The sequence below is a fragment of the Ruficoccus sp. ZRK36 genome, assembly GCF_019603315.1.
GTDB lineage: Bacteria > Verrucomicrobiota > Verrucomicrobiia > Opitutales > Cerasicoccaceae > Ruficoccus.
In genome coordinates, this window is record NZ_CP080649.1 from 317,121 (window position 1) to 338,799 (window position 21,679).

Annotated in this window: 20 protein-coding genes; 10 read left to right on the forward strand and 10 right to left on the reverse strand. The window is 60.0% G+C overall.

The annotated features are described in order from the left end of the window. Positions 1–6 precede the first annotated feature (6 nt). Entirely contained in the window at positions 7–600 is a 594-nt protein-coding gene (locus K0V07_RS01305; RefSeq protein ID WP_286653044.1) for an ATP-dependent Clp protease proteolytic subunit, read from the reverse strand. A gap of 29 nt (positions 601–629) precedes the next feature. Next, positions 630–1,967 carry a trigger factor gene (tig, locus tag K0V07_RS01310; RefSeq protein WP_220622729.1) on the reverse strand — a complete coding sequence of 446 codons (1,338 nt, stop codon included), beginning with the start codon at positions 1,965–1,967 and terminating at the stop codon, positions 630–632. A gap of 104 nt (positions 1,968–2,071) precedes the next feature. Between tig and K0V07_RS01315 the strand changes: the two genes are divergently transcribed. Then, on the forward strand, positions 2,072–3,043 hold the full coding sequence (locus K0V07_RS01315) for a type II secretion system F family protein (protein ID WP_220622730.1): 972 nt from the start codon (positions 2,072–2,074) through the stop codon (positions 3,041–3,043). Positions 3,044–3,214: 171 nt separating this feature from the next. Here the strand turns inward: K0V07_RS01315 and argH are convergent, their stop codons facing one another. The 4 genes from argH to K0V07_RS01335 all read right to left on the reverse strand — a co-directional run bounded on the left by argH (position 3,215) and on the right by K0V07_RS01335 (position 6,693). After that, complete coding sequence (gene argH, locus K0V07_RS01320) at positions 3,215–4,618, reverse strand: argininosuccinate lyase (RefSeq protein WP_220622731.1); 1,404 nt, start codon at positions 4,616–4,618, stop codon at positions 3,215–3,217. Between the two features lie 142 nt (positions 4,619–4,760). Continuing rightward, positions 4,761–5,231, reverse strand: coding sequence for a YcfL family protein (locus K0V07_RS01325; protein WP_220622732.1), 471 nt, complete (start codon positions 5,229–5,231; stop codon positions 4,761–4,763). Between the two features lie 149 nt (positions 5,232–5,380). Then, positions 5,381–5,830, reverse strand: coding sequence for a protease inhibitor I42 family protein (locus K0V07_RS01330; RefSeq protein WP_220622733.1), 450 nt, complete (start codon positions 5,828–5,830; stop codon positions 5,381–5,383). 71 nt (positions 5,831–5,901) lie between these two features. Beyond that, positions 5,902–6,693: an alpha/beta fold hydrolase gene (locus tag K0V07_RS01335; protein ID WP_220622734.1), complete on the reverse strand. Its 792-nt coding sequence runs from the start codon at positions 6,691–6,693 to the stop codon at positions 5,902–5,904. 200 nt (positions 6,694–6,893) lie between these two features. Here K0V07_RS01335 and K0V07_RS01340 point away from each other — a divergent pair, with 200 nt between their 5' ends. The 4 genes from K0V07_RS01340 (at position 6,894) to carB (ending at position 12,815) form a co-directional block, all read left to right on the forward strand. Further along, positions 6,894–7,568, forward strand: coding sequence for a PEP-CTERM sorting domain-containing protein (locus K0V07_RS01340; RefSeq protein ID WP_220622735.1), 675 nt, complete (start codon positions 6,894–6,896; stop codon positions 7,566–7,568). Between the two features lie 113 nt (positions 7,569–7,681). Further along, entirely contained in the window at positions 7,682–8,728 is a 1,047-nt protein-coding gene (locus tag K0V07_RS01345) for an aldose epimerase family protein (RefSeq protein ID WP_220622736.1), read from the forward strand. Positions 8,729–8,949: 221 nt separating this feature from the next. Then, a complete protein-coding gene (locus K0V07_RS01350; RefSeq protein WP_220622737.1) occupies positions 8,950–9,426 on the forward strand; it encodes a hypothetical protein in 477 nt (158 codons plus the stop codon). Between the two features lie 158 nt (positions 9,427–9,584). Next, positions 9,585–12,815 carry a carbamoyl-phosphate synthase large subunit gene (gene carB / locus K0V07_RS01355; RefSeq protein WP_220622738.1) on the forward strand — a complete coding sequence of 1,077 codons (3,231 nt, stop codon included), beginning with the start codon at positions 9,585–9,587 and terminating at the stop codon, positions 12,813–12,815. A gap of 89 nt (positions 12,816–12,904) precedes the next feature. Here carB and K0V07_RS01360 read toward each other — a convergent pair whose 3' ends face one another. Next, positions 12,905–14,185: a U32 family peptidase gene (locus tag K0V07_RS01360; protein ID WP_220622739.1), complete on the reverse strand. Its 1,281-nt coding sequence runs from the start codon at positions 14,183–14,185 to the stop codon at positions 12,905–12,907. Positions 14,186–14,309: 124 nt separating this feature from the next. Next, positions 14,310–15,167, reverse strand: coding sequence for a hypothetical protein (locus K0V07_RS01365; protein WP_220622740.1), 858 nt, complete (start codon positions 15,165–15,167; stop codon positions 14,310–14,312). 172 nt (positions 15,168–15,339) lie between these two features. Between K0V07_RS01365 and K0V07_RS01370 the strand changes: the two genes are divergently transcribed. The 3 genes from K0V07_RS01370 (at position 15,340) to K0V07_RS01380 (ending at position 17,276) form a co-directional block, all read left to right on the forward strand. After that, positions 15,340–15,642 carry an HPr family phosphocarrier protein gene (locus K0V07_RS01370; protein ID WP_220622741.1) on the forward strand — a complete coding sequence of 101 codons (303 nt, stop codon included), beginning with the start codon at positions 15,340–15,342 and terminating at the stop codon, positions 15,640–15,642. Positions 15,643–15,928: 286 nt separating this feature from the next. Beyond that, complete coding sequence (locus tag K0V07_RS16630; RefSeq protein ID WP_345778160.1) at positions 15,929–16,465, forward strand: prepilin-type N-terminal cleavage/methylation domain-containing protein; 537 nt, start codon at positions 15,929–15,931, stop codon at positions 16,463–16,465. 58 nt (positions 16,466–16,523) lie between these two features. Then, entirely contained in the window at positions 16,524–17,276 is a 753-nt protein-coding gene (locus K0V07_RS01380; protein WP_220622742.1) for a 7-carboxy-7-deazaguanine synthase QueE, read from the forward strand. A 73-nt stretch (positions 17,277–17,349) separates the two neighbouring features. Here K0V07_RS01380 and ptsP read toward each other — a convergent pair whose 3' ends face one another. Both ptsP and ispE read right to left on the reverse strand, forming a co-directional pair. Continuing rightward, positions 17,350–19,128, reverse strand: a complete 1,779-nt coding sequence (ptsP, locus tag K0V07_RS01385; protein ID WP_220622743.1) for a phosphoenolpyruvate--protein phosphotransferase — start codon at positions 19,126–19,128, stop codon at positions 17,350–17,352. Positions 19,129–19,227: 99 nt separating this feature from the next. Then, the gene (gene ispE / locus K0V07_RS01390; protein WP_220622744.1) at positions 19,228–20,127 is read right to left on the reverse strand and encodes a 4-(cytidine 5'-diphospho)-2-C-methyl-D-erythritol kinase; all 900 of its coding nucleotides are present in this window, start codon (positions 20,125–20,127) and stop codon (positions 19,228–19,230) included. A gap of 58 nt (positions 20,128–20,185) precedes the next feature. Here ispE and pyrF point away from each other — a divergent pair, with 58 nt between their 5' ends. Beyond that, the gene (gene pyrF / locus K0V07_RS01395) at positions 20,186–20,890 is read left to right on the forward strand and encodes an orotidine-5'-phosphate decarboxylase (RefSeq protein ID WP_220622745.1); all 705 of its coding nucleotides are present in this window, start codon (positions 20,186–20,188) and stop codon (positions 20,888–20,890) included. Between the two features lie 67 nt (positions 20,891–20,957). Continuing rightward, entirely contained in the window at positions 20,958–21,668 is a 711-nt protein-coding gene (gene ispD, locus K0V07_RS01400) for a 2-C-methyl-D-erythritol 4-phosphate cytidylyltransferase (protein WP_220622746.1), read from the forward strand. The last annotated feature ends 11 nt before the right edge of the window (positions 21,669–21,679 follow it).

Consider the following 21,679-nt stretch of genomic DNA (forward strand, 5'->3'; position numbering starts at 1 on the left):
CCTCGCTTACTGGGCGGGCTTATTTTCGATCACCTTGTCCACCAGGCCGTAGGAGCAGGCCTCCTGTGCGGTCATGTAGTAGTCCCGGTCGGAGTCCGCGTTGATCTTATCCTCGGTCTGGCCGCTGTGCTTGGCCAGGACAGTGTTGATCGTCTGGCGCCAGCGCAGGATTTCCTTGGCGGCGATAGAGATATCCGAAGTCTGACCGGTCGCGCCGCCGGTGGGCTGGTGAATCATCACGCGGCTGTTGGGCAGCGCGTAGCGCTTACCCTCTGTGCCAGCGGCCAGCAGGACGGTAGCCATGCTGGCGGCCATGCCGACGCAGTACGTGACCACGTCGCAGTGCAGGAAGTTCATCGTGTCGTAGATGGCCATACCGGCCGTGACACTGCCACCGGGCGAGTTGATGTAGATGTGGATGTCCTTTTTCGGGTCATCCATCTGCAAAAACAGAAGCTGGGCGACGACAGCATTAGCCACCTCGTCGTAAATCGGCGTGCCGATAAAGACGATGCGGTCCCGCAGCAGGCGGCTGTAGATGTCATCGCGACGCTCGTTACGCCCGTCGCGCTCGGTAATAAAGGGAATGATATAGCTCACTGGTATTTCGTTGCTGGGCCTTTAGGGGCTCAGTGCGAATGCGAATGAGCCTCTTCCGGTTCGGTTTCCGTAACGGTAGCCTCCTTGACCAGGAAATCAAGCGCCTTGTTAACAAGGATGTTGCGCTGCATCTCAACTACACGCTGGCGGTCCTTCTGCAGCTCCTTGACGAGGTCGTCCGGCTTCTGCTGGCGGGACATAGCCTCCATGTAGATAGCGCGGTTCAGGTCTTCGTTCTCGACCTTGAATTCTTCCTTCTTGGCCACCTCGGTGAGGAGCATCTGTGCCTTGACGCGCTTTTCAGCGGCTTCACGGGCACCCTTGTAAAGCTCGTCCTTGCGCTCTTCGAACTGCTCCTGAGTAGCGCCCTGGGCCATACCGCGCTGCATAAAATCGCGCAGGAGGTCCTGGGTTTCGCCCTCTACGAGGCTCTCGGGCAGCGGGAACTCAACCTTTTCGGAGAGCTTGGTAGCGGCCTGCTCGCGCTTGGCCTGCTCTGCCTGCTGCTCCTTCTGCGACTTGATGTCGTCGCGGATGCGGTTGTTAAATTCTTCTTCGGTCTCGACCTGGAAGGTCTTGAGGAACTCTTCGTTGATCTCGGGCAGGATGCGCTCACGCACTTCATGCACCTCGATGTGGTAGCTCACGGTCTTACCCTTGAGGGCTTCGATCTCGTACTCTTCCGGGAAAGTTTCCTCGGCGTCCTTCACGTCACCGGCCTTCATGCCGACGATACCTTCGACGACAGCCTTGACGCCCGGGCCATGCTCGGCACCGGCTTCTTCCCAGGTGTTCTTCTGGGTGCCGAAAATCGGCTGGTCAGGGGCGAGGTCGGCCACCAGTTCGTCGCCGATCTTACCTTCGTAGGAGACCTTGACGTAGTCGCCCTTCTTGGCGGGCTGCTCCACGACATTGAACTCAGCACGCTGGCCGAGGATGTGGTCGCGGGCATGCTCGACCTCATGGTCGGTCACGTCGGACTTGGGGACGCTCAGCTCCAGACCCTTATACTCGGGCAGCTCGAACTCGGGCTTGATGTCCAGGGTGAACTTGAAAGCAGTGTCGCCCTCTTCGGGGAACTCGGGATCTGCAAGCTCAACCAGGCTGATCACATTCAGGCCGGAGTCCTCAAGCGCCTTGGAATAGGCCTCGCTAACGAGCTTTTGACGGACTTCCTGCTGGATTTCCTTGGCGTAGCGCTTTTTGACCATCGCAGTGGGGGCCTTACCGGGGCGGAACCCGGGCAGGCGGGCCTGCTTGGCAAAGTCAGCCAGGAGGCTGGCTTCTTTTTCGGCGATTTCATCGCGTGTCACGGAAACCGTGACGAGCTTGCGGGTGTCGTTGATATCTTCGACTTGTATATTCACGGGAATTGCAGGATCGTTGAGCAAAAGATGCCGGATATTGCCCAGGTTTTGCTCCGGGTCAAGGCCTGAGTAACACCTGAGCGCCTTCAATTTACTATACGGCCATGACATTATCCCATAAGAAGCTGAGCACGTGGTACCTGCAACTGGCCCAACTCATGGAGGCCGGGATCGGACTGCCGACCGCCTTGGAGTCCACCAGCGGGCCACCCGCCCACGACCGCCAGCGCATGGCTGCGGCCCTGCACACCGGGCAGGACATCGAGCAGATGCTCAGTAAGGCCCCCGACTGGCTCCCCACTGCCGACCGGCAGTTTCTCGGGGCTGCGGCGCTCACTGGCCGATTCCCCCAGACCCTCGCCGGGCTGGCTGAGCGCCACCGGCGCATCGCCTCGACCCAGCAAAAATGCCTGCTCGCCTGCGCCTATCCGCTGGGTATCCTGCATCTGGGGGTCCTCGCCCACGCTATCCTGAGCCAGATCAACAAGCAGGGAGGCTTTGTTTTTAATCTCCCCCACTTTCTCATCAATTTGCTGCTCCCGCTGGGCATCCTCTGGGCACTCTTTTTCCTGGCCGCCTTTTTGGTAAAAACCGGTAGCCCGATTATCACATTCCTGATGGGGCTGTTGCCGGGACTGCGGGGCTATTCACGCTCTCAGCGCATCGCCGACCTGTCCTTTGCCCTGAAAAGCTTCGTCGAGGCCGGACTGCCCATCGGCGAGAGCTGGGCACGCGCGGGAGCTATCACCGGGGACGCCCGCCTGAACCGCGCCGCTCAAAACATCTGCGAAGCCATCCGCCGCAGTGAGCAGCCCAGCCGCCACCTAGCTTCCAGCGGCTGCTTCCCCGCAGATTTTATTTCGCTCTATACCAGCGGTGAGCAAAGCGGACAGCTCGACACCACGCTCGGTGCGATCGGCCGCCGCTATCAGGACAAGGCGAACATGGGGCTCAACGTCGCCATGATCCTCTACCCGACCCTACTCTTCGCCATCGTAGCTGTGCTCGTCGTCATCCAGATATTCAGCTTCTACGCCGGATACTTCTCTCGCTACGACGAGATTATGAGTGCGTGACCGCACTGGACAATGATGGGGCTCTGCCCCATCGCTCCTTTCAGTCGCTGCCCCGAATTAATGGTGCGACCCAGTTTTGATGCTCTGCGCAGCATCGAAAGTGCAGGCTAAAATGCTGGTCCAGCCGGACCTGTTGCGGGTCTGGGCCGCATCAGCCCAGAGAAAACTCTCCTAGCCGAGGCGCTTACGCCAGGCGGCTATCCGGGCGACGGTTTGCTCGGGCCCGGGCATACCGGGGCGTTCGCGCAGGCTGAGGGCACGCTTGAGGTCAAAGACATCCACCCAGTCGGCGTCAAAGGCCGGGTTGACCTTTTTCACCGCGTCAAAGGGGAGCTGGTTGAGCGGCACGTTCTGCTCCTCGGCCATACCAACCAAAGTCCCGATGGCGTGGTGTGCCTCACGGAAGGGCACTTCTTTCGCCACGAGGTAGTCGGCCAGATCCGTTGCCAGCAGGAGCGGGTCGGAGACCGCAGCCGTGCACTTGTCGGCACGCACCGTCATCCCGGCAAGCGTGCCAGCCAGCACCTCAAGGCTGATCATGAGCGTATCAAAGGTGTCGAAGACCGGCGGCTTGTCCTCCTGCAGGTCGCGGTTGTAGGTCAACGGCAGGCCCTTGGAGAGCGTGAGCAGCGTCTGCAGGTTACCCTGAAGGCGGGCCGATTTGCCCCGGAGCAGTTCCAGCGAGTCCGGGTTCTTCTTCTGCGGCATCAGGCTGGAGCCCGTCGTAAAGGCATCGGAGAAGCGCACGTAGCCGAACTCCGCGCTGTTCCACAGGATACCGTCCTCCGAGACGCGGGAAAGATGCACGCCGCAGATGGCCCCGGCGTTGGCGAACTCGATAAAGAGGTCACGGTCGGCCACGGCGTCCATGCTGTTGGCGGTGAGGCGCGGCTCGCCGTTCGCATCGACGAAGCCCAGCTCCTTCGCCACGAAAGCGCGGTCGATGGGCAGAGTGCTCCCGGCCAATGCACCCGAACCGAGCGGGCAGATATTGGCGCGCTCGGCCAGCGCCTCAAAGCGCTCCAGGTCACGCCCGAACATCTGCGCCCAGGCCAAGAGATGATGGGCCATCGAGACCGGTTGAGCCCGCTGCAAGTGCGTATAGCCGGGGATCACGATCTGCTGGTTGGCCTCGGCCTGCTCCACGATGACACGCAGGAGTTGCTTCAGTTGGGCGGAAACTTTACCGCAGGCGTCACGGAAAAACAGGCGCATATCCGTGGCGACCTGATCATTACGGCTGCGGGCCGTCTGCAGGCGCGCCCCGGCAGGGGTCTTTTTCGTGAGGGCCTGCTCGATATTCATATGAACATCCTCACTGGCGATATTGGGAACGAGCTCGCCCGACTCGATGTCGGCCAGCACAGCGTCGAGCCCGTCACGCACGGCCTGCAGCTCGTCCGCACTCATCAGGCCGATGTGGTTCAGCATGGCTGCGTGGGCCTTACTGACCTGCACGTCAAAGGGTGCCAGACGCCAGTCGAAGGAGATCGACTCGCTAAAGCGCTGCATCAGTTCTGCGGGGCCGTCCTTGAACCGCCCACCCCAGGTCGCCTGTTTGTTTTCGTTCGCCATAATCAAAGCTCTAGGCATGCCACAGCCACGCGCGAAAATCACGCTTTTTATCTGATTGCCCAGGAATGGTCCATACGCTCACGCACCGCGCATTTGCGGGACACAGCGGGAGCAGATGAGGCCAGCGCCCCTGACGGGTGCCTTACTTCCCGGGTGTACGAGAGCGAGGGTTGCTGGATGTGCCGCCCACGCCACCGCTGGTGGGGTTGAGCGAATCGAGCAGCTCTAGCCGGAAGTCAGCCGCGTTCGGGCTGGGAGAAACGCCGGATACATAAACGGTCTCGCGACCCTCGACCTGGCTGGTACGCCACGGCGGAGCAGCGCGGGTGACCTGCATACCGTCCTTGTCGAACCACTGGAAGCGGTAGAGGAAGCGATGGTAGCTGTTGGTCTTGTTCTTCAGCTCGACCTGGATCTTCAGCAGATTACCGCTGACCGTACTCTGGATGACGTTTTCTATCGAAACGATGTCAGCCAAACTGGGGTCGGTGACCACCTTCTTGGCAGCAACGTAGTCGGGCGTCATTTCCGGGTTGGCACGCTCGACAGTGTTAACCGTATCGCAACCGCTCAGGACGAGCGCCAGCAGTGGGAGGAGAAGGAGTTTTTTCATACAGAGAGAGCCTCGCCCCCGTGGCATAATAGCTCGCCGTTATCACGAGCCCAGCCACCACATGGAGCATTGGGTGAACGATAATGTACGCCAATTACCCTTAACGATTCTGCCCAAAACGTCAATCGTAAGGAGCGCTTGGTCCGCGGCTATTCGGAGACCTTGATGGTGACTTCAAATACCTTGGCCGGGTCCGAGTCCTTCTCCCAGGGGCGCAGATACTCAAAATGCAGGGGCGCCTCCCCGGCTTTGCTCGCGGTGAAGGTCCAGCTTTTGAGCGTAGGGGCTCCCAACATCGCGGGAGCGCCATCGTTCATCGCGGTCTGATGGTCCGAGGTCATATTCTGCGTATTACCTCCGCCCTGACGGAGCACGCTCTTGTAAGAGTCGCTCAGCTCCCAGCTGTATCCCGTCGAGGCATTGGTAGGCAGGCTGACGACAAAAGACTCGCCCACCTTGAGCAGGAGGGTGCTGCCGTTACTGCCCAGGCCAATCGTATCACCGTCGGAAAGGCTCTGGGTAGAGCCAGCACCACTTTGGCAGGCACTGAAGAAAAACGAAAAGAGAGAGAGGAGACAGAAGGAGAGGATGTACTTCATGCCGCTATCATGCTTTACCCCAGCCTTTCGGCAAGGCGAAAGCCCCATGAGCCGAACGCTCAAACAGCGCACTACTTCGAAGGACTAGCAGCCTCTTCTCCGGATTCACCCACCGGGAAATACCGCTTCAGAAAAGCCGTCACGGCCTGCCAATACCCTTCATGGTCGGGCGACTCAGCCCATAGCGCGCGTGAGCCATGGACGCCGCCGCGCTCGGGGATGTAGGCAACCCTGTCCTCGGAGTAAATCCCCTGATAGATGTGGCCCCAGAGGCGTTCCTCGTGGTGCGCTGAAGCAATAAAAACCGGCATCTCCAGCGTACGGCTACTCTCGGCGATCCAATTGTTCGGCTTGCCGAGGTGGTTAAAGTACTCTCCCGGCGAGAAGGCGATGACGCCCTGAACCAGTCGGGGACGGTCTGCGGCCATCTTTAGCGCCAGCGAGGCCGAGTAAGAGCTCCCCCACAGGATCAAGTCACCGCGTGCATAGTGGTCACGGGCATAGTAGATCGCATCCAGGATGTCCGTTATCGCGTCCAGATAGGTCGGAGATTGACGGGCCTCCACCGCCTCGCGGGCAGTTTCATTGATGACCGTTCGCACGCCGCTGCCGCTGCGCAAATCCACCGCCATGCAGTTATACCCCATGGCCACCAGCTTCGGCGCGATCTCCCGGTACTCCCCCCGGCTGTATCCGGCCTGATGCAGCAACACAATAAAAGGGGTCTGCGGGTCATCCTTGTCCGCCCAATAAACATCCGCCGTGATGTCGATCCCGTCAAAGGCATCGAATCTCACCGTCTCGTAAGCTGCCACCACCGGCAGGCACGCCAGCAGGACCACTATGGATAGAAAGGTTTTCACGGATGAGACATTTCTTACCACTCCTGTTGCCACACGCAAGCGCCGAGCCCACCAACCTTACCCCATGCTTCAGGATTAAAAAAACGACATCCAGCCCCGACCAGGAGTCTCCATGATCATTTGCAAACAGTTAGCCGTTGACACCTCGGCGGGGTTTTACGATTTCATACGCCCAATAAGCTAAGTTTATTGGATCCAATATGACACCTAATCGCATCACTCTATTCGCTATTTTTCTGGCCATCACCATCCCGGCCTCAGCTGCGGTCTACACGACCACTCTCATAGGGGTCACGAGCTATAACGGCTCAGGCTCGGCTCCCAACTTTAACGCAGAGTTCCCCGTGGGCTCTGCCTGGTCGGCCACCCTGCAGTGGGACACCGCGGCAACCCCTCTCTCCTCGACCTCGACCCAGGCGCAGTTTCGCCTGACGGAATTTGAGCTCACCCTCTACGGAGAGAACGAAAACTTCACGACAGCGGCGGTTGAGGACGCGGCCTTGTTCACCATAACGAATTATTCAGGCGGCAGTGGCGACTACCACAGCATCCAGTTCACCACCAATTATGGCACCGAATACCTCACGGATAGCACCATTTTGGATAGAACCTTCCTGAGTCTCAACATTACGCTGGAGCCGATCATCCCTAACGGTGCGGCCAGCCTGACGGCACCGCCCGCAACGCTGGACCCCTCACTCTATGACCTCGAGAACTCGCAGACCGGGCTCAAGGTTTACATGGAGAACCTTGGCTGGCAGAACCTGCCGCTGACAGGCACCATCGACGCTATCCCCGAGCCGAGCACCTATGCACTGATGGCTGGCGCCGTCATCCTCGGCTATGCTGCCCTGCGCCGCCGCAAGGCCCAGTAGTCGCCCTCTCCTTTTCCCATTTTGCAGCCGGTTGTTCCCATGCGGGGCAACCGGCTTTTTCGTCAGTAAGTCAAGCTTGTCGTCGGCGTGCGCACGGTTCACAATGTCGGCTTATGTCGATTACCCGCGAATCCTTTGGTAAACTTCGTGACGGCCGCGAGGTCGAGAAGTTCACCCTCACCAACAAGAACGGCGTGCGCCTCTGCGTCAGCAACTACGGGGGCCTGCTGCTCTCCCTGGAGGTGCCGGACAAGGACGGAAACATGGCTGACATCCTTCTGGGTAAAAAGGGCATCAAGGGCTACATCGCCGGACACCCCTTCTTTGGAGCGATCACCGGGCGCGTAGCCGGGCGCATCACCGGGGGGAAGTTCACCCTCGACGGTACCACCTATGAACTGGAGAAAAACAACGGCGAGAACGCCCTGCACGGCGGCACCGACGGCTTTGACAAGCAGGTCTGGGAGCCGACCGCTCTGGAAGAAGACGGCGCCTCCGTCCTCAAGCTCCACTATCTCGACCCGGACGGCCACAACGGCTTCCCCGGCAACCTCGACGGCACCGTCACCTACACCCTCACCGACGACAACGAACTCGTCATCGACTACGCCTTTACCACCGACAAGGCCACCCCGCTGGCCGTGACCAATCACGCCTACTTCAACCTCAAGGGCGAGGCCAACGGCAACATCCTCGGGCATGAGTTCCAGATCCTGGCCGACTCCTACGCCGTCGCCGACGGCGAAATGACCCTGACCGGCGAGGTACGCAGCGTCGAGGGCCAGGCCAACGACTTCCGCCAACCGGTGATCCTGCGTGAGCGCATCGCCGGCATGCACAAGAAGCACGGCGACAACTACTTCTTTGAAGGTGGCCGCACCGACGAGCCCCGTCTGGTGGTCCGCATCCGTGAGCCCGAGAGCGGCCGCGTGCTGGAGTGCCTGACCACCGAGCCCGGCATGCAGCTCTACACCAGCGCCATGATCGAGGAGGAGGTCGTCACCGGCAAACACGGCGTCTACCAGCTGCACGCGGGCTTCTGCCTGGAAACGCAGGCCTGCCCCGAAGGCATCAACAAGCCCGACACCCTCGGTGACATCGTCCTGCGCCCCGGACAGGACTTCACCTCGCGCACGATCTTCCGCTTCTCGGCAGAGTAAGTGCGGCAGGTGCGTGACCGCACGGGACATTGAGGGGCGTCGCCCCTACGGCACTGCGTGCCTACCCCTGTTATTAATCGAATCAAGACCAAAGCCTCCGCACATGCGGAGGCTTTTTTGTGGTCTTGAACGGTGCCGGCAGACGAAGGCCACGAGTCCGTTGATTCTGCACTGGCCTATCCATGGTCGGTCGTTCAGCATGCCCGAAACGCAGGCTTCCCGTGCTCCGCAGATTCGTCCGCCATCATCCGTTTATCAACTGGCTGATCGTCATCCTGACGCTGGGCTGCCACGGCTTTATTTGGGCGTTTATGCTGATGAAGGACGCCAACCGCCTCAACGGCGGGCCACGCATCCCCCTGAAGCTGCTGGTGTGGACCTTTCTGGCCTGTACGGCCGTGTGCCTGAGCGCGTTTTTCACGGAGAAAATCTTTATCAAGGACGAGATCGCGGGCGGGCAGGAGCATTTCTCCCTGATTTTGTTGGTGGTCGCGGTTATCACGGGCACCGCGATGCTCTTCATCGTCTGCTATGGGCTCGTCGGGGTGACCAAAACGCTCCGCGCCCACGGCATAAAGCCCCTCCCGGCACCCATAGTAACCGTCATCCTCACCTGTGCCTACATGGTCTCCCTGCCCTTACTCCAGCACCAGCTGAGACGTGCAGAGGGAATGAAGCAAGCAACCCCAGACGTCTGACGCCAAAAAACACGTTGAAGGCGACTTCCATTGCCCCAGAAACCAAGCGTAAATAAGAAGTCTAACTGCCTGGTTTGACATCCCTTGAGCAGACTTTCCCGGAAAATGCTTTTCATCCGGCGAAATTCTGCAAGGGTACCCGGTTAAACATTTCTCTGATGCCCAAGCGTACCGATATCGACACTATTCTCATCATTGGCTCCGGCCCCATCGTCATTGGGCAGGCCTGTGAATTCGACTATTCTGGCACCCAGGCCTGTAAGGCCCTGCGCGAGGAAGGCTACCGCGTCGTCCTCGTGAACTCCAACCCGGCCACCATTATGACCGACCCGGAGTTCGCCGATGTGACCTACATCGAGCCGCTCACGCCCGAGATCCTGGAAAAGATCATCGCCCGCGAAAAGCCGCAGGCGCTCCTGCCCACCCTCGGGGGGCAGACCGGCCTGAACCTGTCGCTCAAGCTCGCTGAGCTGGGCATCCTCGACAAGTACAACGTCGAGCTGATCGGCGCTAAGCAGGACGCCATCGAGCGTGGTGAGGACCGCGAGAAGTTCCGCCAGATCATGATCGAGATCGGCCTGGACATCCCGGACAGCCACACCGCCCACACCATGGACGAGGCGCGCGACGCTGCCGAGAAGATCGGCAAGTACCCGCTCATCATCCGCCCCAGCTACACCCTGGGCGGCACCGGCGGCGGCATCGCCTACAACAAGGAAGAATTTGAGCAGATCGTGTCCTTCGGGCTCGACGCCTCCCCCGTGACCGAAGTCCTCGTCGAGGAGTGTCTCCTCGGCTGGAAGGAGTACGAGATGGAGGTCATGCGCGACCACAAGGACCAGTGCGTGGTCATTTGCTCGATTGAAAATCTCGACCCGATGGGTGTCCACACCGGTGACTCGATCACCGTGGCCCCGGCCATGACGCTGACCGACAAGGAGTACCAGCTCATGCGCGACGCCTCCTTTGCCGTTATCCGCGCTATCGGCGTGGAGACTGGCGGCTCGAACATCCAGTTCGCGACCGACCCGAAAACCGGCCGCATGGTCGTGATCGAGATGAACCCGCGCGTCTCCCGCTCCTCCGCGCTGGCCTCGAAGGCCACGGGCTTCCCGATCGCCAAGATCGCGGCCAAGCTCGCCGTCGGCTACGCTCTGGACGAGCTGCGCAACGACATCACCCGCGAGACCCCGGCCTCCTTTGAGCCGACCATCGACTACGTGGTGACGAAGATCCCGCGCTTCACCTTTGAGAAATTCTCCGGCGCGGACAAGACCCTGACCTCCTCCATGAAGAGCGTGGGCGAGGCCATGGCTATCGGCCGCACCTTTAAGGAGTCCCTGCAAAAGGCCCTCCGCTCGCTGGAAATCGGCGCCCGCGGCCTCGGCGGCGGCGGCAAGTTCGGCGACACCGACCTGACCGACCTGGAAGTCATCCGTGGTGGCCTGGCCCACCCGACCTCCGAGCGCCTCTTTTACGTCCGCTACGCCTTCGTCAACGGCATGACCCTCGAAGAAGTCGAGCGCTACACCAAGATCGACCCGTGGTTCCTGCATCAGATCAAGGGCATCGTGGACCTCGAAATGCAGATGATCCGCAGCGGCTTCAACGGGCTCACCCCGGAAACGCTGCGTGAGGCCAAGGAAGCGGGCTTCACGGACAAGCAGCTGGCAGAAATCCTCGGCACCAAGATCCGCAACATCAAGAAGATGCGCGAGGACAACAAGATCAACACGGTGTACCGCCTGGTTGATACCTGTGCCGCCGAGTTCGAAGCCTTTACCCCGTACTACTACTCCAGCTACGGCGACGAAAACGAGATCACCCCCTCGGACAAGAAAAAGATCATGATCCTCGGGGGCGGGCCGAACCGCATCGGCCAGGGGATCGAGTTCGACTACTGCTGCGTGCACGCCTCTTTCGCCCTGCGCGAGATCGGCTACGAAACCGTCATGGTCAACTCCAACCCCGAGACCGTCTCGACCGACTACGACACCTCGGACCGCCTTTTCTTCGAGCCACTCACGCTTGAGGACGTCCTCGAAATCTACAAGCAGGAAGGCTGCTCGGGCGCGATCGTGCAGTTTGGCGGGCAGACCCCGCTCAACCTCGCCACTGAGCTCCAGAACAACGGCGTCAACATCATCGGGACAAACCCCGACATGATCGACGCCGCCGAGGACCGTAAACTCTTTAAGGACATCCTCAACCGCATCGGCCTGCAACAGCCGATCAATGCCATCGCCAACACCTCCGAGGAGGCCTACGAACTGGCCGGCCAGATCGGCTTCCCGATCCTGCTCCGTCCGAGCTTCGTGCTGGGTGGCCGGGGCATGTTCATCGTCTACGGCATGGACGAGCTCAAGCAGGTCGTCCGCAACGCCTTTGACGCCGCCCCCGGTAAGCCTGTCCTGCTGGACAAGTTCCTCGAAGACGCCATCGAGCTCGACGTGGACGCCATCAGCGACGGCGAGACAACTGTCGTCGGCGGCATGCTCGAGCACATCGAGTTCGCCGGTGTCCACAGTGGTGATGCCGCCATGGTGCTGCCGCCGCACACGCTGGAGCGTAAGATTCTCGAAACCGTCCGCCAGGCCACCTACGCCCTGGCCAAGGAGCTGCAGGTCGTCGGCCTGATGAACGTCCAGTACGCGATCAAGGACGGCGAGCTCTACGTCCTGGAGGTTAACCCCCGCGCCTCGCGCACGGTGCCCTTCGTCTCGAAGGCAATCGGCGTGCCGCTGGCCAAGTTCGCCTCCCGCGTCATGGCGGGCGAAAAGCTGGTAGACATCGGCTTCACCGAGGAGGTCATCCCCCACTACTGGGCGGTCAAGGAATCCGTTTTCCCGTTCGCGCGCTTCCCCGGCGCCCCGATCACGCTTTCCCCGGAAATGCGCAGCACCGGTGAGGTCATGGGCGCAGACTACGATCTGGGCATCGCTATGGCCAAGGCACAGATGGCCGCACAGCCACCCCTGCCGCTCGAAGGCAACGTCTTCATGTCCGTCAAGGACGCCGACAAGCCCCGCGCGATCAACATCGCCCGCCAGCTCGTCAGCCTCGGCTACAAGATTTTCTCCACCTCTGGCACCGCCGACATTCTGGAGGAGAACAACGTAGAGGTGCAGCGCCTGTTCAAGCTCAGCGAAGGCGCCCGCCCGAACGTGCTGGACATGCTCAAGAACGACCAGGTGGACCTGATCATCAACACCCCCTCCGGCCAGATCCCGCGCGTGGACGAGAACGTCATCCGCTCGGAGGCTGTCATGCGCCGGGTGTGCATCATGACCACCATCACCGGTGCCGAGGCTGCCCTCGAAGGCATCAAGGCTCTGATGAACCGCCCGCTCGAAGTCCGCTCCCTCCAGGAGTACGCCCGCGAGCTCTAAGGCACGACCACACGACGATTCTTTGATTCACGTTGGGGGCAGGACACTGCCCCCAATTTTTTTATATACGGAGCTGGCGAAGACACGCCCTAGCGCTCGACGCGGATATAGACAGTGTCGTTACGGCGGACTTTGTCCGGTACCGGGAGGGTGATTTCCTCGCCGGGCTGAGCTTCGGTGAGCACGCGCTCCTCCAGCCGCATCTCCGGGCAGGAGAAAGCGACCACCCCGGTCGTCGGCCCGAGCACCATCACCTCTGCCCCAGCCTTCAGGCCCTGATTCTCCACACGCACATGGGCGACCCCGGACTTGGAGTAGTAGTTGAGGACGCGCCCGATATGGAATTTCTTCCGGGAGGCTGAGCTGCCCGCAGACTCACTCCAGGCGTTAAGCGGTTGCCCATGGTAAAAGCCCTCGGAGAAGCCCCGATGGTAAACGCTGTGCAGCCGCTCCATCTCTTCGGTTTTGATAGCATCGAGCTGGGCTTCCCAGGCCTCATCAGGGGCATCGGGGCGGCTCATACAGTGGTCAAGCACCCGCCGGTAGGCAGCCGTCACCAGCGAAACGTACTCGGGGTTGCGGTTGCGACCCTCGATCTTGTAGCTGTGCACCCCGGCCTCGATGAGCTGCTCGATAAAGGGCAGCGTACACAGATCCTTCGGGCTCATGACGTAGTCACGCCCGAGGTCAAAGGCCAGATCGCCGTCCTTGGAGGAGACGCTGTATTCGCGGCGGCAAGGCTGCAGGCACTCCCCCCGGTTGGCGGACTTGCCGTACTGGTGGTAGGACATGAAGCACCGGCCGCTGATGGCCACGCACATCGCCCCGTGGGCAAAGGTTTCGAGCTCCAGATGCTCCAAGCCAGCCTCGTCGAGCTCCGTGCGAATCTGGCGGATCTGCTCCAGCGTGCATTCACGGGCGAGGACCGCACGGTTCACCCCCAGGCTGTCATGGTAAAAGCGCAACGCCGCGGTGTTGGCGACTGAGGCCTGCGTAGAGAGCATCACGGGCAGCCCATGCTGGCGCGCGGCGAGCAGGACGGCTGGGTCCCAGGCGATAATAGCATCCACCCCCGCCTCAGCGGCACGAGGAAGCAACTGGTCGAGCACACTGCGCTCGTCCTCATAGACGATGGTGTTAACGGTCAGGTACGCCTTCGCTCCGGCCGCATGCGCCTGAGAGGTGATATCCGGCAGGTCGGTATCCGAAAAAGCCGACTGCGAGCGCATGTTGAAGTTATCAGCGCCAAAGTAAACCGCGTCCGCCCCTGCCTTTAAGGCAGCCGTCAGGCAGGTGAAGTTCCCGGCAGGAGCCAGCAGCTCCAGCTCGGGACGCCGTAAGGTGGCGCCGCTATCCAATGATCCGTCCATCAGACCCATTTAAACGCGAAAACACCCTTTCTAGCAAGCGCGATGCACTGGCTGAAAAACGTCTCCGATCAACCGCTTGCCATCAAGACAACGGCCGATCCCACCAAGATCGCCTTGCGGGCGACTACTGCTGGTTGTCCTGATCCTGGATGATATTCTTCGTATCCATGTCCGGCAGGATATTCTGTGTATCCATGTCAGAGGTCGGATCGTTGCTCATGTCCGGCAAGATGTTGTTGTTCATCTTCGGCAGCGGCTTCTGGGACATATCGGGCAGGATATTCGTGTTCATATCGGCAATGATGCCGCCCACTCCGTCTTCCTGGTAGTGGTTGACCACCTTATCGAGCATCTTCTTGTCCTTGGTCACGGTCAGACGCACCGTGCTGTTGTTCGCATTGAACTGATAGAGATCGTCCTGCCCGTCCTCGATGCGCAGACCATCCTGCTCAAAGCGGACGATGAGCCAGCGCCCCTTGTCGAGGTCACTCTTGATCACACTGCTGACGTCCACCAGCTTGAGACCGGGCTCGGCGGTCTGCTCCAGCACATTGTTGGCGCGGTGGATTTCGTTTGCCTGAAACTGCTGTGTCCGGCTCTTGTCGGAGTCTTTGTCCTTAAAAGTACCGATGTACTCAACGCGTAGCGGGCGGGGCTTACCCACGACCTGCAGCAGGACAAAGCTCAGGACGACATGCTCCCCCTTCTTGGAGGCTTCCTTTAGCTCCTCGCGCAAATCATCGCTCTCCAGATCGAAGTAGGCAAAGCCCTTCATGGTGGGATTACCCGTATCACCATAATCATACGGAACGTTTGCGCTGCCTGCAACAAACTGGGAAAAATCAACCGCGCCGAAACGATCAGCGGCATTACTCTGGCTCTGCATAGAGCAGACCTCCGCAGCTTCGAAGTAGTCTGAGGCTGAGGCTGAGGCCGTGAGTCCGAGTACGAGTAGAGAGTAGAAAGACGCTTTTAGGAACATAATATCTATCGGGTTAGGTGTTCACGGACAAATAATTACCATAAGTCCCTGCCCGGCAATGCAATTTTGCCCGATCAAAAGCTGCCGTGTCGGAGCGTTGGCAAGAAATTAGCTTTACTTGACACCTCTCCTTGACAATCTTAACCCCACCGTTGTAATAGTTGCACCTTATATGGATTTGAAAGACAGAGCCAACAATGGCAACGAAGTCACCCGTGTTCTGAAGGTGCAGAACAAAATGGGTATCCATGCACGGCCCGCTGCCATGATCGTGCGTATCTCTAACAAGTACGAGAGCGTGGAAGTGTGGGTCGAAAAAGACAGCGACCAGATTAATGGGAAAAGCATTATGGGGCTGATGATGCTCGCAGCCGGTCAAGGCTCGGAGCTGAAATTCATCGCCTCAGGCCCCCAGGCCACCGAATTGCTGGATGAGCTCGAAGAGCTTTTCTCTCGCAAGTTCGAAGAAGCCTAAGCACCTGAAGATTTGAAGATTCCCCCGGCGGGAATCAGATTTTACCCTATCTGCGGCGGGCGGATGGATATTTTTGGCGTGCAAGGTGTTCCTCACTAGCAACTTCAATCACGTATTATGACGCTATTACCGATTTGATCGATAGCCATTAATCGTCTTGTCTATTTTTACTCCATAGCCATACTTAGGGCCTACAACCTAATCGGTTGCCTTCAAAACACCCACCTAAATGGAGTAACACCCCCGCCCCAGGTGATTATTTTATTTATGTTCATTGCTGAACTCAATGGCCCCCCAGTTGCGAGTAAGCACGCCGACCAAAGGCATGCCCTTTAGTGTCCAGCCACGCACCAAGTCGGCTGGTACACGACGCAAGCGACCCGGATTCACCCTGGTCGAAATCATGGTCGTTGTGATTATCGTGGGATTGTTGGCAGCGATCGCTGTCCCGAATATACGCAATGCTCGTATACGCTCGCAGAACAGCTTCATCATGAACGGGTTTCGCCAGTTCAAGTCTGCCTTCACCATCTACAACATGGAGCATGGCACATGGCCATCCGATGTTAACGAAGGGATACTGCCAGATGAAATGGAGGGGTACCTCAAATCGTACGACTTCGAAGCAGAACTCCCCGTGGGCGGTCAATGGGACTGGGAACAAGGAGTCTTCGACATCATAGCTGGCATATCGTTACGGGACGCAAATGTATCCGACGAGCAGATGACCATCATAGATCAGGCGCTCGACGACGGCGATATAGAATCAGGCAACTTCCGCGTAGTGGATGATGGTGCCTATACCCTGATCCTGGAAGAATAACCGCCATACAGGCTTTGGGATTGCCTGACACCACAATGACGGCTCAGCTTCTGCCAGTATGAAACTGGCCAGAAACGGCACAGGCCCGGAACTATTCGAGAGTCTGCAGGGCGAGGGCGTCAGCGTGGGCACCCCGAGCGTTTTCGTGCGTCTGTCTCTGTGCAATCTGCACTGCCGCTGGTGTGACACCGCCTACACCTGGAACTGGGAGGGAACGCCCTACCCTCACGATGCCGACACGGCACAGCATGCCCGTAAATATCGGCGCGAGGAGGAAATCATCGAGTTAAACACCCGCGAGGTCGTCCAGCACATCCTCAGCTATAAAGCGCGTAACATCGTGCTAACCGGGGGGGAACCCCTTGTGCAGGGACGTGAGCTCGCGGCCCTCGCCACCCAGCTTCGCGAGACAGACCCCGGCTATCGCTTCGAAGTGGAGACCAACGGCACACTCACGCCCCCTCCCGCGCTCGATAGCCTTGTCGCCCAATATAACGTCTCCCCCAAGCTCGCCAACTCCGGTAATACAGCACCCGAACGTGAAAAGTCGGAGGCTCTGGGCTTTTTCGCCAGTTGTGACCGTGCGTGGTTTAAATTCGTGGCGGCGACACCGCAGGATCTGGAGGAGATCCGCACCCTGCAGAGCCGTTACCATCTGCCCGCCGAGCGCATCCTGCTCATGCCCGAGGGAACGACCTCTGCCGCTCTTTACGAGAAAATGCGCTGGCTCGCCCCCCTGTGCCAGCAATACGGTTATCGTCTGGGCGACCGCCTGCATGTCCACCTCTTCGGCCAAAAGCGCGGGGTATAGCGGGCCCCACCCGGAGTGGCTCTGCCTTAGCGGAGCCATTAATGCCACCGGGTGTAACCCGGCCGCGTCCTGCCTACTCTTCGTCCTTGAAGAGGTCGCCCATATTCTGGGCATAGAAGGCCGATAGCGCCATAAAGATGGCCTCGGGGTCAGTCAGTCCGGCAACTTTCTTGGCCAACGCCTGAGCCTCCTTAAAGTTCATGCGGCGCAGCAGGTACTTGATCTCGGGCAGCGAGGTCGGAGCCACACTGATGGTATCCGCGCCCAGCCCGAAGAGCAGCGGCACATAGATCGGGTCAGCCGCCATTTCACCGCAGACCCCTACCGGGATGTTCTTCTTGCGGGCCACAGCCATCAACTGGCTGAGGGTACGGATGACCGCCGGGTGATTCGGCTGATAGAGGTGGGCGATCCGGTCATTGACACGGTCGACCGCCAGCAGGTACTGGATGAGGTCGTTTGTACCGACGCTGAAAAAGTCGCAATGCTCGGCCAGCAGGTCCGCCACCAGAGCTGCACCGGGGATCTCGATCATACTGCCGACGCGGACATTCTCGTCGAAGGCCGCATGCCGATGACGCAGCTCTTCCTTGGCCTCTTCGAGCACGCGGTTGGCCTGGATAAGCTCCTCCACGCTGCTGATCATCGGGTACATGATGCTCACGTCCCCAAAGGCGCTGGCGCGCAGGATAGCACGCAGCTGGTCCTTGAAAATATCGGTATGCTCCAGGCAGAAACGGATGGCCCGGAAGCCCATGAAGGGATTTTCCTCATCCTGAGTGTAATTCAGGCTGCTGACCATCTTATCACCGCCCAGGTCAAGGGTACGGATGACAATCGGATGCGGCTGGATAGCCTCCACGGTCCGGCGATAAGCCTGATACTGCTCTTCCTCAGTCGGGAACTTGTCCGCCCCGATAAAGAGCGACTCGGTACGGTAAAGACCGACGCCTTCACCCCCGTTAGCAAGGACAGCCCCGCACTCTTCCGGCCCGCCGATATTACCGCAGACCTTAAAGGTGACACCGTCCTGCGTCTTGGCAGGCATGAGGCTGCTCTTTTCAAAGGCCTTCTGGATATTCAGGCGCTCCTGCTTGAGCCTGCCATAGCGGAAAAGCGTTTCCTCGCCGGGATTGATGATGACAGTGCCGTCATAGCCATCCACCAGCACATAGTCACCGCTGGCCAGACGCTTGGTGATGTCGTGCAGGCCGACCACAGCGGGGATTTTCAGCGAACGGGCCATGATGACCGCGTGGCTGGTGCGGCTACCCGCATCGGTAACGACGGCGATGACCTTGCTGCCCTCCAGCTGGGCGGCATCGGAGGGGGAGACATCCTCGGAGGCGACGACGCGCTCCGAAGTCAGCTCGTAAAGATTCTGGGCACTCTGCCCGAGGAGGTTTTGCAGGACGCGGCGCGTGACGTCGCGGATGTCCGTCATGCGCTCCTTGATGTACTCGTCGTCCAGCGCGGCAAACACCTCGATGTACCGCTGGGCGACCTCCGCATAGCAATGCTCGACATTGTAGTGCGTATCCTGCACCTGACGGATGGTCTCATCGATGAGAGCCGTATCCTCAAGCACCAGCAGGTGCGCATCGAAAATCTTGGCCTCGCCCTCGCCCAGACGCTCGGCCACCTCGTTACGCACACGCATGATCTCCTTGCGTGTTTCCACCAGGGTTCTCTCGAAACGCTCAATCTCCCGCGGGATGAACGTAGACTCCAGCTCCAGCACGGGAATCTCCAGGTCGCGCTGATGGATAACAAAGACCTCTCCATGGGCAACGCCGGGCGAAGCGGCGACCCCCTGGATAATTTCCTCTTTTTTGTTAGTACGGTCTGTCATTACCCTTTTTCAGCGGCTCAGGTGTACAGCTATTTCCGTGCGAGAAAACCATGAAGGCAAGGAATTTCTGCACCCCACCGAGGCAGGGGCAAACGTCCCTCAGAGCGTGCGGGCCGCTTGTATAAAGGCCTCAGGTCCCCAAGCCTCCGCAATTGCCTGCCTAACCGAGGACAGCTTTTCCTCACTCACCCCGTCGGTCAGGGCAAAACAGGAGCTGCCGCTACCGCTCATCAGGCAGGTCAGTCCCAAGTCCGTCCGCAGCTGCTCCAGGAGGACCGGGAGAGCCCGATGCTTCTCAAAGGCAACGCTTTGCATGTTATTGTAAAACGGGAATTTAGACAAATCCGGGGCCGATACCCAGTCACTCAGACCCGCCTCAATCTGCGTAGCATCGGCGTAGACATCACCCCGGGCCTTCATCCTGCCATAGGCCCAGCCAGTCGCCACTCCGAAGGGGGGCTTAAATAAGAGCAACCCTATGCCACGTAACGCCTTACCGGCCTCATCCGGGAGTATTTCGAGCCGTTCGCCACGACCGCGCATGACGACTGGCCCCTCCTGCAGGAAGAGCGGGCAATCCGAGCCCATCTCAGCGGCGAGTTCAGCCAGTTCCGCATCGTTGAGCGGCTCCCCGGTGAGGCGGTTCATGGCCCGCAGCGCCGAGGCGCCGTCGCTACTGCCGCCACCGAGCCCGGCCCCGTGGGGGATCCGCTTCTCGAGGTCAAAGTCAAAGCGCCCCTTTACCCCCGTCCTGGCCCGGAAAAGCTCGGCCGCACGCAGCACGAGATTGGTGTTGTCCGTGGGGACACCGGGCATCTCGCAGCGGAGTGTGTCGGGCCCCTCCGCCTGAGGGTCGTAAATAGTTTCCAGCGTGTCGCCAAAGTCCAGCGGCGCAACCACACTGACCAGCTCGTGAAAGCCGTCCTCACGCACTCCGGTGATGGCGAGCAGCAGGTTGACTTTGGCCGGGGCAGCGAGCGTCAGTTTATCAGCAGTCATTTTTAAATCGAAAGAAGTTGGCACACTGTCGGCTATGCGTTCAGATGAAAAGCCATTTATGAGTCAGCCCAGAGAGGATTGTAAACTGATACTGGCCCTCGACGTGCCCACACGTGAGGATGCCTTCGCGATGCTCGACCGCTGCGGCGATGAGCTCAGCTGGGTCAAGATCGGCCTGCAACTGTTCGTCAAGTACGGCCCGGACTTCGTCAGGGAGGTAGCCGACCGCGGCTACCAGGTCTTTCTCGACCTCAAGCTGCACGACATCCCGAACACCGTGGCATCCGCCGTACGCAGCCTCAAGGGCCTGCCCATCGGCATGCTGACGCTCCACTCCATGGGCGGCCAGGAGATGATGAGCCGCGCCGCCGAGGCTGCCGCAGAGATCAACCCGGACCTCACCCTGCTGGGCGTGACCGTGCTCACCTCCATGAACCGCACGAACCTCGCCACGATCGGCTTTGACGATGACCCCGAGGCCATGGTCCTGCGCCTGGCCCGCCTGACCAGCGAATCCGGCCTGGGCGGACTGGTCTGCTCCCCGCTGGAGCTGCCCATGGTCCGTAAGGAGCTGGGGCCGCAGATCAAGATCATCACCCCCGGCGTGCGCCCCGAGGGCGCCAGTGCCGACGACCAGAAGCGTATCCTCACCCCCGCCGGTGCCCGCGCCAAGGGCGCGTCGTTCATCGTGGTGGGCCGCCCCATCCTGAAGGCCGACGACCCCAGCCAGGCCATCACACGGATTCTCGCTGAGCTGCGCTAATCCGCACAGCCTGCAAGTTGACCGCTTTTCCGCCATCCATTCCTTAGCCTGAACCACACTTGCTCCCATGTCTTACGCAGCCATTTTCCTGTGTGCCGGTAGCGGTACGCGCATGCGCGGGGCCGTGCAGGATAAAGTCCTGACCCCGCTCAACGGCCTGCCCGTCGTCGCCCACTCGCTGAGGGCTTTCCATCAAGCAGACATCATTGACGAGATCACCGTCGTCTACCGCGACGAAGAGCAACGCCAGGAGATCGAGCAGGTGCTCGCCGCAAACAACCCCGCCCAGTACCCGATTCACTGGGTTGAGGGGGGGCGCGAGCGCCAGGATTCGGTCTTCAATGCGCTGACCGAGCTCTCCCTGCTGGTGGACTATGTTTTTATCCACGACTGTGCCCGACCGCTCGTCCACCCCGAGGCCCTGCGCAAGCTCCGTGACGCCGTCAAAAGCGATAATGCCGCCGTACTCGCCCACAGGGTCACCGACACGATCAAAAAGGCCTCCACCAAGCGGTCCGTGCGTAAGCGTAAGCTGCGCGACGTGCCCCGCTCCGGACTCTGGGCCATGGAGACCCCGCAGGCCTTCCAGCGCGAAATGATCGTCGAGGCCTACCGCCGCCTGCGCTTCAATAACCTCTCCGTCACCGACGACACCGCCGCCCTCGCCTACCAGCACATCGGCGTCACCCTCGTCGAGAACGAGTGGCCCAACCCGAAAATGACCGTGCCCGGCGACCTCGACTACCTCGAGTTCCTCATGAATAAGCGCGGCGCGTGACCGCGAGCTTG

What these genes read in the sequence shown, in the direction of transcription:
- K0V07_RS01360 (WP_220622739.1), bottom strand. Translation starts at nt 14,185, where the DNA reads ATGGACGGATCATTGGATAGCGGCGCCACCTTACGGCGTCCCGAGCTG.
- K0V07_RS01370 (WP_220622741.1), top strand. Translation starts at nt 15,340, where the DNA reads ATGGATTTGAAAGACAGAGCCAACAATGGCAACGAAGTCACCCGTGTT.
- pyrF (WP_220622745.1), top strand. Translation starts at nt 20,186, where the DNA reads ATGAGTCAGCCCAGAGAGGATTGTAAACTGATACTGGCCCTCGACGTG.
- ispE (WP_220622744.1), bottom strand. Translation starts at nt 20,127, where the DNA reads ATGACTGCTGATAAACTGACGCTCGCTGCCCCGGCCAAAGTCAACCTG.
- K0V07_RS16630 (WP_345778160.1), top strand. Translation starts at nt 15,929, where the DNA reads ATGGCCCCCCAGTTGCGAGTAAGCACGCCGACCAAAGGCATGCCCTTT.
- K0V07_RS01315 (WP_220622730.1), top strand. Translation starts at nt 2,072, where the DNA reads ATGACATTATCCCATAAGAAGCTGAGCACGTGGTACCTGCAACTGGCC.
- carB (WP_220622738.1), top strand. Translation starts at nt 9,585, where the DNA reads ATGCCCAAGCGTACCGATATCGACACTATTCTCATCATTGGCTCCGGC.
- ispD (WP_220622746.1), top strand. Translation starts at nt 20,958, where the DNA reads ATGTCTTACGCAGCCATTTTCCTGTGTGCCGGTAGCGGTACGCGCATG.
- K0V07_RS01345 (WP_220622736.1), top strand. Translation starts at nt 7,682, where the DNA reads ATGTCGATTACCCGCGAATCCTTTGGTAAACTTCGTGACGGCCGCGAG.
- K0V07_RS01365 (WP_220622740.1), bottom strand. Translation starts at nt 15,167, where the DNA reads ATGTTCCTAAAAGCGTCTTTCTACTCTCTACTCGTACTCGGACTCACG.
- K0V07_RS01325 (WP_220622732.1), bottom strand. Translation starts at nt 5,231, where the DNA reads ATGAAAAAACTCCTTCTCCTCCCACTGCTGGCGCTCGTCCTGAGCGGT.
- argH (WP_220622731.1), bottom strand. Translation starts at nt 4,618, where the DNA reads ATGGCGAACGAAAACAAACAGGCGACCTGGGGTGGGCGGTTCAAGGAC.
- K0V07_RS01380 (WP_220622742.1), top strand. Translation starts at nt 16,524, where the DNA reads ATGAAACTGGCCAGAAACGGCACAGGCCCGGAACTATTCGAGAGTCTG.
- ptsP (WP_220622743.1), bottom strand. Translation starts at nt 19,128, where the DNA reads ATGACAGACCGTACTAACAAAAAAGAGGAAATTATCCAGGGGGTCGCC.
- K0V07_RS01330 (WP_220622733.1), bottom strand. Translation starts at nt 5,830, where the DNA reads ATGAAGTACATCCTCTCCTTCTGTCTCCTCTCTCTCTTTTCGTTTTTC.
- K0V07_RS01340 (WP_220622735.1), top strand. Translation starts at nt 6,894, where the DNA reads ATGACACCTAATCGCATCACTCTATTCGCTATTTTTCTGGCCATCACC.